Origin of the sequence: Hominisplanchenecus faecis, from assembly GCF_020687205.1 — a bacterium.
GTDB lineage: Bacteria > Bacillota > Clostridia > Lachnospirales > Lachnospiraceae > Hominisplanchenecus > Hominisplanchenecus faecis.
The window spans coordinates 1-11,765 of the sequence record NZ_JAJEQE010000073.1 but is presented as its reverse complement, the minus strand read 5'-3'; the positions used below and the strand labels follow the sequence as shown (position 1 = coordinate 11,765).

General features: G+C 46.0%; 9 protein-coding genes. 2 read left to right on the top strand and 7 right to left on the bottom strand.

The features are described 5' to 3' along the window. Positions 1-150: 150 nt before the first annotated feature. Both LKD42_RS14235 and asnB read right to left on the bottom strand, forming a co-directional pair. A complete protein-coding gene (locus LKD42_RS14235) occupies positions 151-795 on the bottom strand; it encodes an HAD family hydrolase (RefSeq protein ID WP_248836086.1) in 645 nt (214 codons plus the stop codon). A gap of 21 nt (positions 796-816) precedes the next feature. Further along, entirely contained in the window at positions 817-2,661 is a 1,845-nt protein-coding gene (asnB, locus tag LKD42_RS14230) for an asparagine synthase (glutamine-hydrolyzing) (protein ID WP_248836085.1), read from the bottom strand. Positions 2,662-3,175: 514 nt separating this feature from the next. Here asnB and LKD42_RS14225 point away from each other — a divergent pair. Beyond that, a complete protein-coding gene (locus LKD42_RS14225) occupies positions 3,176-4,813 on the top strand; it encodes an ABC-F family ATP-binding cassette domain-containing protein (protein WP_022119640.1) in 1,638 nt (545 codons plus the stop codon). Between the two features lie 336 nt (positions 4,814-5,149). Here LKD42_RS14225 and purB read toward each other — a convergent pair whose 3' ends face one another. The 5 genes from purB to aroD all read right to left on the bottom strand — a co-directional run bounded on the left by purB (position 5,150) and on the right by aroD (position 10,576). Continuing rightward, positions 5,150-6,583, bottom strand: coding sequence for an adenylosuccinate lyase (gene purB, locus LKD42_RS14220; protein ID WP_248836084.1), 1,434 nt, complete (start codon positions 6,581-6,583; stop codon positions 5,150-5,152). A 15-nt stretch (positions 6,584-6,598) separates the two neighbouring features. Continuing rightward, positions 6,599-8,041, bottom strand: a complete 1,443-nt coding sequence (purF, locus tag LKD42_RS14215) for an amidophosphoribosyltransferase (protein WP_248836083.1) — start codon at positions 8,039-8,041, stop codon at positions 6,599-6,601. A gap of 126 nt (positions 8,042-8,167) precedes the next feature. Next, positions 8,168-8,911, bottom strand: a complete 744-nt coding sequence (gene sigE, locus LKD42_RS14210; protein ID WP_022117971.1) for an RNA polymerase sporulation sigma factor SigE — start codon at positions 8,909-8,911, stop codon at positions 8,168-8,170. Further along, positions 8,904-9,701, bottom strand: a complete 798-nt coding sequence (locus LKD42_RS14205; RefSeq protein WP_248836082.1) for a sigma-E processing peptidase SpoIIGA — start codon at positions 9,699-9,701, stop codon at positions 8,904-8,906. Before LKD42_RS14205 ends, sigE begins: the two co-directional genes overlap by 8 nt. 113 nt (positions 9,702-9,814) lie before the next feature. After that, positions 9,815-10,576: a type I 3-dehydroquinate dehydratase gene (gene aroD / locus LKD42_RS14200; RefSeq protein ID WP_248836081.1), complete on the bottom strand. Its 762-nt coding sequence runs from the start codon at positions 10,574-10,576 to the stop codon at positions 9,815-9,817. A 206-nt stretch (positions 10,577-10,782) separates the two neighbouring features. Between aroD and LKD42_RS14195 the strand changes: the two genes are divergently transcribed. Continuing rightward, a complete protein-coding gene (locus LKD42_RS14195; protein WP_248836080.1) occupies positions 10,783-11,661 on the top strand; it encodes a shikimate dehydrogenase in 879 nt (292 codons plus the stop codon). Positions 11,662-11,765 lie beyond the last annotated feature (104 nt).

Below are 11,765 nucleotides of genomic sequence, written 5' to 3'. Positions count from 1 at the left end.
GCAAAATGAACAATTCCCAAGAAGGCACTTTTACGTGCCCTTCGGGGAATTCGTTCATTTGCACATGCAATACTATTTTTTTGCAAACACTATTTTAAAATGTGCGGCATTTCCATTCCTTACACCTGCCAGGAAACCACCGACAACTTTTTATTTAAGGAGTTCCACAAAATCTTTTATGTAATAATCTGATGCCTGCCGGATTTTCTCCTGGTCATCAATAGATGCTTCTTCTCGCATGGCCACAACTTTAAACCCTGCACTTTTCGCCGCACAGATTCCTTTATAGATATCTTCATAGACAAGGCATTCTTCCGGCGAAAGTTTCAGTCTTTTTGCCGCTTCCAGATAAACATCCGGGAAATCTTTGCCGTGCGGCACTTCCATGGTAGTCACAAATGCATCAAAGCACTCCAGCACGCCATTTCGCTCAAGGCAGGGTGCAATCAGCTCGTAAGCCGATGAGGTCGCCGCAGCGATGCGTGTACCGGTCTTTTTCAGTTTTAGCAGATATTCTTTTGCATGGGACTTGAGCTCCACCTTTTTCGCATAGGCTTCTGCTGCCATCCCATGCCATTCCTGTATCAGATCTTCCGGCTTTTCATTCAGTCCGAATCGCTCAATCGTATACTCGGCAGCCCGGCAATACCCCATCGGCGTGATCATCTCCAGATAATCCGACGGCACTTCAAATCCTCTTCTGCCAAGAAAATCCACGTCAATCTGCCTCCAGACCCACATAGAGTCCAGAAGCGTACCGTCCATATCAAAAATCGCACCTTTTTTCCTTATCATAAGTAAAGTTCTCCCATTTTATTAAGCACTCTGCTGCTCACCGAAGTAGACATCGTACCATACCAGGAAGGTATAGACTGCCCAGATTTTACGGCTGTTATCTGCCAGACCATTATAATGATCATCCATCAGCCTGATCAGGTAATCCGTCTGGAAGAATTTTTTCGATGCTTCGCTTTCAAATGCAGCACGTACTTTATCATAATATTTCTTTTCTTTGAGCCATACACGTGTCGGTACCGGGAATCCCAGTTTTTTGCGTGTTGCCACCTGCTCCGGAAGAATGCTGTGTGCAGCTTCACGGAAGGCATATTTTGTCTGCGTCTTGCGGATTTTATTATCAAAAGAAAGTTTTCTGGCCGTCTTATAAACTTCAATATCCAGATACGGAACACGCGTCTCCAGAGAATGTGCCATACTCATCTTATCCGCTTTCTGAAGGATATCTCCGATCAGCCAGAATTTCAGGTCAATATACTGCATACGTGCGGTATCATCCAGTTTTCTGGTTTTCTGATAACAGGCTGCCGTCAGTGTCTTCGGATCTTCTGCCGGAATGCTGCTCTTTAAGACTTTTGCTTTTTCCTTTGGATGGAACAGATAAGCATTTCCGATAAAACGCTCCTCAATCGGTGTACATCCGCGGATCAGATAATTCTTTCCCTTAAAATTCTTTTTGTTGTCTTCCAGTTTTTCTTTGATCTTCTTTTTCAGACCTGCCGGCAATACTTTAAACGGACGTAAAGAGACTGGTTCATGATAAATCACATATCCGCCAAACAACTCGTCCGCGCCTTCTCCGGACATAACTACCTTCAGCTTGCTTGCTGCCAGTTCGTCTACAAACCAAAGGGCAACTGCGGACGGATCGGCTAAAGGCTCATCCATATGATACTGCACTTTCGGCAGCACTGCCCAGTATTCTTCCGGTGTGATCACTTTCTGATGGCAGGTACTTCCCGCATAATCTGCAATCTCTCTTGCACGCTCCATCTCGCTGTATCTGCCGTTGTCTTCTGCAAATCCTACCGTAAATGTATTCTGGAAATGTCCCTGTGCTGCAATGTAGTTGGAATCCACACCACCGGATAACAGAGAACCTACTTCTACGTCACTGATCTTATGTGCCTCGATCGACTCGGCAACACGCTCCTTGATCTCTTCTACGATCGCTTTCTCATCCTGATGCTTCTCCGGTACCAGAGTCGGATCAAAATAACGGGAAACTTTTAATTTGCCGCCTTTGTATTGCAGACAGCATCCCGGATTTAATTTATAGATGCCTTTGAAAAAAGTCTCATCCATAGCAGAATACTGGAAGCTCAGATAATGGCTCAGAGCCTTTTCATTCAGCTCACGTTTGTACTCCGGATATTCCAGGATTGCTTTGATCTCGGATGCAAAGACCAGATTTCCATTGATTTCTGCATAATAAAATGGTTTGATGCCAAAAAAGTCTCTGGCTGCAAATAATGTTTTCTCTTTGCTGTCCCAGATGGCAAATCCAAACATTCCGCGAAGCTTTTTCAGCATTTTCTCGTGGTATTCTTCATATGCATGGATCAGGCATTCTGTATCAGAATGGTTTGTAAACACATGTCCTTTTGCCTGGAGTTCTTTCGTAAGTTCCTGATAATTATAAATTTCACCGTTAAATACGATCACAACTTCGCCCGTCTCATTGAACATCGGCTGATTGCCGCAGTCCAGATCGATAATGCTCAGTCTTCGAAATCCCAGTGCAACATCCTCATCTATATAGTTTCCGCCGCCGTCCGGACCTCTGTGATAAATACTTTTCATCATATTTTCGATTACCGGCTTCTGTTTGTCGTATTTTCCTGCTATTCCACAAATTCCACACATAATCTACACCTACTTTCATGCACTTCAATTTTTCTATAGATATGATGCCAGGGTCAAAAGGTCTAAATCCACATGAGCTTGCTCATAGGTGGATGAAAGACCTTGAGACCCGCCCAAATATGAGCATAAAAGTGGGATGATAATCCCACGATATGCGAATACTGGAGAGGATTGTGGGAGTGCAATGCACGGAACAATCCGTAGGCATCATAGTTGGGGACTTTTGACTCCAACATCATGATATCATAATATACCACTTAATTTAACAACATACCATGCAAAGATACTACAAAATTTCAAGAATATCCAGTTATTTTTTCTTGTTTTTTTAACATGAACCCATTATTTTGCTTCTTATATTCAGTTATTTCGTTCTGGCTCTTGCTTTTTTCCTGTTTTCGGTTACAATAGAACAGGTAAAATGTCAGTGATACTGACCAGAATACATACAGCTGATTTTGTATGTATTTCGTTCGATTATTATTGTATACAATATACTTTCTGGAGGTTAAAAATGATTAGTGCAAACAATGTGACTCTGCGTATCGGTAAGAAAGCATTATTTGAAGATGTAAATATTAAATTTACAGAGGGAAACTGCTACGGCCTGATCGGTGCCAACGGTGCCGGCAAATCCACATTCCTGAAGATTCTTTCCGGTCAGCTCGACACTACCAACGGCAATATTGTCATCACACCCGGACAGCGTCTCTCCGTCCTAGAGCAGGACCATTTTAAATATGATGCGTTCACGGTCATGGACACGGTTATCATGGGAAATCAGCGTCTCTATGATATTATGAAAGAAAAAGATGCCATTTATGCAAAAGAGGATTTCAGCGAAGAAGACGGTATCCGTGCCAGCGAACTGGAAGGCGAATTTGCTGAGATGAACGGCTGGGAAGCAGAATCTGATGCAGCCACACTGTTAAACGGTCTTGGCATTGAACCGGATCTGCATTATACTCTGATGGGCGACTTAAACGGTAATGAAAAGGTCAAAGTCCTGCTTGCAAGAGCCCTGTTCGGCAATCCGGACATCCTTCTTCTCGACGAGCCGACCAACCACCTGGATCTCGGTGCGATCGAATGGCTGGAAGAATTTCTGATCAACTTTGAAAATACGGTGATCGTGGTATCCCATGACCGTTATTTCCTGAATAAGGTCTGCACCCACACCGCAGATATCGACTATGGCAAAATTCAGCTCTATGCCGGTAACTATGACTTCTGGTACGAATCCAGTCAGCTGATGATCCGTCAGATGAAAGAAGCAAACAAAAAGAAGGAAGAAAAAATCAAGGAATTACAGGACTTTATCTCCAGATTCAGTGCCAACGCTTCCAAATCCAAACAGGCTACTTCCAGAAAACGTGCTCTGGAAAAAATCCAGCTGGATGAGATCCGTCCTTCCAGCCGTAAATATCCGTACATTGATTTCCGTCCGGAACGTGAGATCGGCAATGAAGTACTGATGGTAGAGAATCTTTCCAAGACCATCGACGGCGTAAAAGTACTCGATGATATTTCTTTCACACTTGGAAGAAATGACAAAGTCGCTTTTGTCGGCGGCAACGAACTTGCAAAAACAGTATTCTTCAAGATCCTGATGGGCGAAATGGAACCGGACGAAGGTTCTTTCAAATGGGGTGTCACCACATCTCAGGCTTATTTTCCAAAGGACAGCACCAAAGAGTTCGACAATGATCTGACGATCGTAGACTGGCTGACACAGTTCTCCGAGATCAAAGATGCAACTTATGTACGTGGCTTCCTCGGACGTATGCTGTTTGCCGGTGATGACGGTGTGAAACAGGTCCGTGTACTCTCCGGTGGTGAGAAAGTCCGCTGCCTGCTCTCCAAGATGATGATCTCCGGTGCAAACATCCTGATCTTTGACGAACCTACCAACCACCTGGATATGGAATCCATCACTGCCCTGAACAACGGCATGATCAAATTCCCAGGTGTGATCCTGTTTGCTTCCCACGACCATCAGATTGTGCAGACAACGGCAAACCGTATCATGGAGATTCTGCCAAACGGAAAACTGATCGACAAGATCACTTCCTACGACGAATACCTGGCAAGCGATGAAATGGCAAAGAAACGTCAGGTTTACAGCACAGAGGGAACTCTGGAAGACAACTAAATCATCAAGATCAGATCTTTCTGAATATACTTTATGATGCCAGGGTCAAAAGGTCTAAATCCACATGAGCTTGCTCATAGGTGGATGAAAGACCTTGGGACCCGCCCAGATATGAGCATAAAAGTGGGATGATAATCCCACGATATGCGAATATTGGAGAGGATTGTGGGAGTGCAACGCACGGAACAATCCGCAGGCATCATAGTTGGGGACTTTTAACACCCACATCACTTTATCAAAAGCAAAAAAAGGATATGGAATCCATTTTGGAAACCATATCCTTCTTTTTATGTCAAGCGGATATTCGCAATCCGCTTTGCTATTTGGTTAAATCAATTAAACCAGAATCTCTGCTTTTACGCCCAGCAGTTCTTTGTTCTCTTCCAGAATCGGATTCACCACGTTTTTCAGGAAGTTGTCCACCTGTCTTGGTGCACGGCCTACATATCTGGACGGCTCCATGCTCTTCTGCAGCTCTTCCAGTGTCATGTTGAATGCCTGATCTGCTGCAATCAGTTCCAGAAGGTTGTTTTCCTTCCCTTCTTCTTTGACATGTTTGCCTGCTTCCATGGAAAGTACACGGATACGTTCATGCAGTTCCTGACGGTCACCGCCAGCCTTTACAGCATCCATCATAATGTTCTCGGTTGCCATGAACGGCAGTTCTGCCATCATGTGTTTTTCGATGACTTTCGGATATACAACCAGACCGTCTACCACGTTCAGGCACAGATCCAAGATACCGTCGATCGCCAGAAATCCTTCCGGAACGGAAAGTCTCTTGTTTGCAGAATCATCCAGGGTTCTCTCAAACCACTGAGTCGCAGATGTAATTGCCGGATTCAGTGCATCTACCATCACATAACGGGAAAGAGATGCGATACGCTCACTTCTCATCGGGTTACGTTTGTAAGCCATGGCGGAAGATCCAATCTGGGTCTTTTCAAACGGTTCTTCTACTTCTTTTAAATGCTGAAGCAGCCGGATATCGTTGGAGAATTTGTGTGCACTTGCAGCGATGCCTGCCAGTACATTGATCACTCTGGTATCGACTTTTCTGGAGTAGGTCTGGCCGGATACCGGATAGCACTCTTTGAATCCCATCTTCTTTGCAATCATCGGATCGATCTTGTCGATAGTCTCCTGATCTCCGTCAAACAGTTCCAGAAAGCTTGCCTGTGTCCCGGTTGTTCCCTTGGAACCGAGCAGTTTCATGCTTCCAAGTACATAGTCCAGATCTTCGAGATCCAGACAGAACTCCTGCATCCAAAGCGTTGCACGTTTTCCGACGGTTGTCGGCTGTGCCGGCTGAAAATGGGTGAATGCCAGGGTCGGCTGATTTTTGTATTCATCTGCAAATTTTGCCAGCTCTGCCAGTACATTGACCAGTTTCTTTTTCACCAGCTTCAGTGCTTCTGTCATCACGATAATGTCGGTGTTGTCACCAACATAGCAGGAGGTTGCTCCCAGATGGATGATGCCTTTTGCTTTCGGGCACTGTACGCCATATGCATACACATGGGACATAACGTCGTGGCGGACAAGACGTTCTCTTTCTTTTGCCACATCATAATTGATGTCCTCTGCATGTGCTTTCAGTTCCTCGATCTGCTCGTCTGTAATGTTCAGTCCAAGCTCTTTTTCTGTCTCAGCAAGTGCGATCCAGAGTTTTCTCCAGGTACGGAATTTCATATCCGGTGAAAAAATGTACTGCATTTCCTTGCTTGCATAACGCTCTGATAATGGGCTTACGTATCTGTCTGTACTCATATTTTCCTCCTGTATCTACTGTTCGAATTCTCCTCTGATATCCTCCATCGGCGGATCCAGCGGATAGTTTCCGGTAAAACATCCGGTGCAGATCGGCAGGTCTCCTGCCATTTGACGCAGGCGACTGCAGTCCAGATATCCAAGACTGTCTGCTCCTATCACCTGTCTGATCTCCTCCACGGTACGGTTGTATGCAATCAGCTGCTCTCTTGCAGGCACATCGGTACCGAAGTAGCACGGCCATAAAAATGGCGGTGAACTGACACGCATATGCACTTCTTTGGCTCCTGCCTCACGCAGCATGTGCACAATGCGGTCACTGGTTGTTCCACGGACGATCGAATCATCGATCATGATCACTCGTTTGCCTTCTACTGCTTCACGCAGTACATTCAGTTTCACACGGACGCTGGACTCACGGCTGCTCTGTTTCGGTTTGATAAAGGTACGGCCGACATAGCCGTTTTTCACAAAAGCAGTACCGTATGGAATGCCGGACTGAAGGGAATATCCAAGTGCTGCTGCATTTCCGGATTCCGGGACACCGACTACAATATCTGCATCCACCGGTGAATCCATCGCCAGATATCTTCCTGCCATCAGTCTGGAATGATAGACACTCACACCGTCGATCACGCTGTCCGGTCTTGCAAAGTAAATGTACTCAAAAACGCAGTGTGCCGTCTGCTGCTTTTGGCACAGACGTGTGTCAGATTTGATGCCTTCCTGTGTGATCGTAACGATCTCACCCGGCAGTACATCCCTTACAAACTCGGCACCGATCGTATCCAGTGCACAGGTTTCACTCGCCAGTACATAGGCATTTCCCCTTTTGCCGATGCACAGCGGGCGGAACCCCTGCGGATCTCTTGCTCCCATCAGTTTTCTCGGAGACATGATCACAAGAGAATAGGCTCCTTTGATCTTCTGCATGGCACGGGCAACTGCCTCTTCTGCCGTCTTGCTTCTGACACGTTCTCTCGCAATATGATATGCGATCACCTCGGAGTCAATGGTCGTCTGAAAAATCGCTCCGCCATATGCCAGCTCTTCCCGCAGCTGTGGGGCATTGATCAGGTTTCCATTATGTGCAAGTGCAAGCGTGCCTTTGATATAATTCAGTACCAGAGGCTGTGCATTCTCTCTTGTGCTGGCTCCTGCCGTAGAATAACGCACATGACCGACACCGATGTTTCCATGAAGATTCTCCAGTTTTTCTGCATCAAACACTTCGTTTACAAGTCCCATTCCCTTGCAGGAATCCACTTTTCCTTTTGGTCCTTCCGTATCACTGACGGCGATACCACAGCTCTCCTGTCCTCGGTGCTGTAAAGCAAACAGACCATAATATATGGTCTGTGCAATATCGTTCCCGTCAAAATCATAGATGCCGAATACACCACATTCCTCGCCTGGTTTGTCATCCACTTCTCTCTGAATATGCAAATTCTCGTTCATCTGATTTCCTTTCCGTGGTTTCCATCAAAACTTTTCGTATCTGTTCAGTACCTTCACAGTTACGACTTTCTTCTGTTATTCCGCAATTTATTATAGTCTATCATTTTCTATAAAGCAAGTTTTTTGTCATTGCTCGTAGCGTATCATTTCTCTTTTCAGACGTTTCATGATCTTTTTCTCCAGTCTTGAAATATAAGACTGCGAAATGCCGAGGATATCTGCCACTTCTTTCTGCGTCTTTTCTTTACCGTCGCAGCTGTTCAGACCATATCGCAGATTGACGATCGTCTGCTCCCTGTCAGAAAGTTTTGCGATTGCCCGAAACAGCAGTTTGTATTCTACTTCCGTCTCCATATCGCGGTAGATCACATCCTCATCGGTTCCCAAAATATCCGACAGCAGCAATTCATTTCCGTCCCAGTCCACATTCAGCGGCTCATCGATCGAGACTTCCATTCTGGTCTTGCTGTTTCTGCGAAGATACATCAGGATCTCATTTTCTATGCATCTTGAGGCGTACGTCGCCAGTTTGATATTTTTTCCGGTGTTAAAGGTATTGATCGCCTTGATCAGTCCGATCGTTCCTATGGATATCAGATCTTCCACTCCAACGCCCGTATTATCAAATTTTTTCGCTATGTAAACCACCAGTCTCAAATTGTGCTCGATCAGCCGTTTTCTGGCCTCTTCCTGATGTTCTCCGCCTTCCAGGTTTTCCAGCATTTTTGCCTCTTCCTGTGCCTCAAGTGGTGCTGGCAGCACATCACTGCCTCCGATATAATGCACTTCGTTTGTTCTGCGGAACCATATATTCTGCCATCCTTTTGTCATTCGAAACTGAAATTTCTGTGGGGTCGCCATTTTAAACATAATCCTTCTCCTCCTGATTTTTCCGGTTATCTGGATGCAGTATCATCTGATAACTGCCATCACTGCTCACACGTTCCCCCGTAAGGGCTATCACCGGATGTTCATAAATCTCTGTTTTTCTTCCTTTGCTGACAATCATTCTGTCAAAAACTATCCCTCTGAGCATTTCCCCTGAACCGCTTACGGTACGGTATGGAATCAGAAACACATTTTCTTTTCCATCCAGCAGCTCTTTTGCCGCTTCGTACTCTATGATATTTACCGGACGTTTTTTATAAGGTTCTCGAAGGCGGTTTCCCGTATCGTAAAGTGCCTTCACTTTTCTATTTTTCCCACACTGCCAGAGACTGACCTCGCAGATCCGCTGTCTGTTTTGGTCGGTTTCCGTATACAGATACAAAAGCATCCACAGGATCAGAAATACCGCCATTTTCACAAAAATTCCCGGAATATATCGGAACGTTTCTGCCACATACAGTGCACCGCCAAAGCAAAAGCTTGAAATTCCAAGCAACAATGCACCATAGAGCACTTCTTTTGCCGTTCTTTTTCCAAGTCCTCCCATTACCAGAAGCAAAACGGAAACGATCCAGAAAAAGGTCGCTGTAAAACTCCCCCGAAAGGGAAGCAACAATTCGATACAGGACCACATGCTTTCCAGCACGGCTGTGCCTGCAATACGTTTTGCCTTCCATTTTTCCCGCATCACCGTTTTTACCAGGATAAGCAGAGCCACATCCGTTAAAAAACTTTCTAAAAAATAAAAATCCAGATAAACTTCATAGTACACAAAACACCCCCTGCCTCCTACATGGAGTGCCGCTTAAGCACTTACCATTATAGGTGACAAGGGGTGCATATTTTGTCAAAACTGCGATCTTGTGTTCTGTTTTTTCGTTGACATCAGACGACGGCCAAAAGTTCCAAAATCTTCCTTAATTCTTCCGCATCGATCTGTCCCGGTGCGGACTGTGCTCCTGCCGTCCCAAATGTCACAGCAGAGCCAAATACTTCTCCCGACAGCCTTGATACCACACCGTTCCTTCCCATGGCCATCGTGATGACCGGTGTCTGGGCATGGAGCTCTTTCATACTTAATGTTGCATCGAGCAGTACCAGAACATCTCTCTCTCTCTGTGGCATCACCGCCATCTTCGGGATATCGGCTTCTAATTCCTGCATCTTGCAAAGTGTCATGATGATCTGCTCCTTTTTCGGTGTCTGTGAAAAATCATGGCTGGATGCTATGGTCTTGATCCCAAACTCATGTGCAAGCGAGATCAGCATAAATGCTATGTCATCGCCGTGGGAGATTTCCACGTCCACCAGATCTGCCTTTTCATCCCGGATCGCATCCGATACAACCTTGAGATACTGGTCTGCCGAAAGATCAGCCTCTCCGCCTTCTCTTCTTGTACGGATCGTAAACAGCAACGGTACTTCTCCCAGAATCTCTCTCAGCTCATCAAATGCCTGTCTGCGTACTTCTTCGTTCTCGATATCCGCAAAATAATCCGCTCTCCATTCAATCAGATCCGGATGTTTTTTCATTGCATGACCGACAGCTTCTTTTAATGTTTCTGTCGTGCTGCCCATGACCGGAATGCAGATTTTCGGTCTTCCCTCTCCGATCACGAGATCTCTGACCTGTACTGTTTTGTCCATATTGCTGTGCCTCCCATACATTCCTGCTTTTTCCTGTCATTATACTATATTTCCGCCGCAAAGTCCAGCACTTGACAGATGCACGCCCGGTCATTATCATAAAACTGACGGGATGCCGGCGTCTGACGTTTTGTTATTTTGCAGCAGAAACATTCGCGGGCATCACGATATCGCAAAAACACAAAAACTTACGAGGTGATCATCTTATGAACGATACATTTCCTGTGATTGACGGGCACACAAAGCTGACAGGGCTTCTCGGAAGCCCCGTTTCCCACAGTATCTCTCCTCTGATACACAATGAAGCTTTCCGCCTGCTGGATCTCAATTATGTCTATCTTTGTTTCGATGTGCCGGAAGCAAACCTTGCCGATACGGTAAAGGGGCTGCGATGTATGAACATCGCCGGTTTTAACTGCACCATGCCGGATAAGACAAAAATCTGTGAGCTGATCGATGATCTTTCGGATGCCGCCCGCATGATTGGTGCTGTCAACACGGTTGTCAATGAAAACGGCAGACTGGTCGGTCACAACACCGACGGCATCGGCTATATGCAGGCAGTCAAAGAGGCCGGACACGACATCATCGGCAAAGAAATGACACTTCTGGGTGCCGGCGGTGCAGCAACTGCCATCGCCGTACAGGCTGCATTAGACGGTGTATCCACACTGCATATTTTTAACCGCAAAGGCCGTTCCTGGGAACGTGCCCTAAAACTTGCCGACACGATCAATGCTAACACTTCCTGTAAAGCTACAGTATCGGATCTTGCTGATGAAGCATCCCTGCGGCAGGCACTTGAAGCCAGTACGATCCTGACCAACGCCACTTCCCTTGGCATGGCTCCGCACGCAGATACCTGTCCGATCCCGGATGCTTCCATGCTTCGTCCGGAACTGATCGTGTCGGATATCATTTACAATCCGAAGCAGACACGCCTGCTTCAGATGGCTTCCGCAAATGGCTGTGCCACCTTTAACGGACTGTATATGCTGCTTTTCCAGGGTGCCGAAGCCTTCCGCCTCTGGACTGGAAAAGAAATGCCGATCGAGCCGATCAGAGAACATTATTTCAAGGGCTGATCTGTAAATCACGTTTTATCTTTACTTAATCGAGTAGGAGGCAGTGACTAACCGCCGTCCTCTCACACCACCGTGCGTACCGTTCGGTACACGGCGGTTTCAAT

Bases quoted from the DNA above. Each gene is read 5' to 3' on its own strand.
- LKD42_RS14235 (WP_248836086.1), bottom strand. From the start codon at position 795: ATGATAAGGAAAAAAGGTGCGATTTTTGATATGGACGGTACGCTTCTG.
- asnB (WP_248836085.1), bottom strand. From the start codon at position 2,661: ATGTGTGGAATTTGTGGAATAGCAGGAAAATACGACAAACAGAAGCCG.
- LKD42_RS14225 (WP_022119640.1), top strand. From the start codon at position 3,176: ATGATTAGTGCAAACAATGTGACTCTGCGTATCGGTAAGAAAGCATTA.
- purB (WP_248836084.1), bottom strand. From the start codon at position 6,583: ATGAGTACAGACAGATACGTAAGCCCATTATCAGAGCGTTATGCAAGC.
- purF (WP_248836083.1), bottom strand. From the start codon at position 8,041: ATGAACGAGAATTTGCATATTCAGAGAGAAGTGGATGACAAACCAGGC.
- sigE (WP_022117971.1), bottom strand. From the start codon at position 8,911: ATGTTTAAAATGGCGACCCCACAGAAATTTCAGTTTCGAATGACAAAA.
- aroD (WP_248836081.1), bottom strand. From the start codon at position 10,576: ATGGACAAAACAGTACAGGTCAGAGATCTCGTGATCGGAGAGGGAAGA.
- LKD42_RS14195 (WP_248836080.1), top strand. From the start codon at position 10,783: ATGAACGATACATTTCCTGTGATTGACGGGCACACAAAGCTGACAGGG.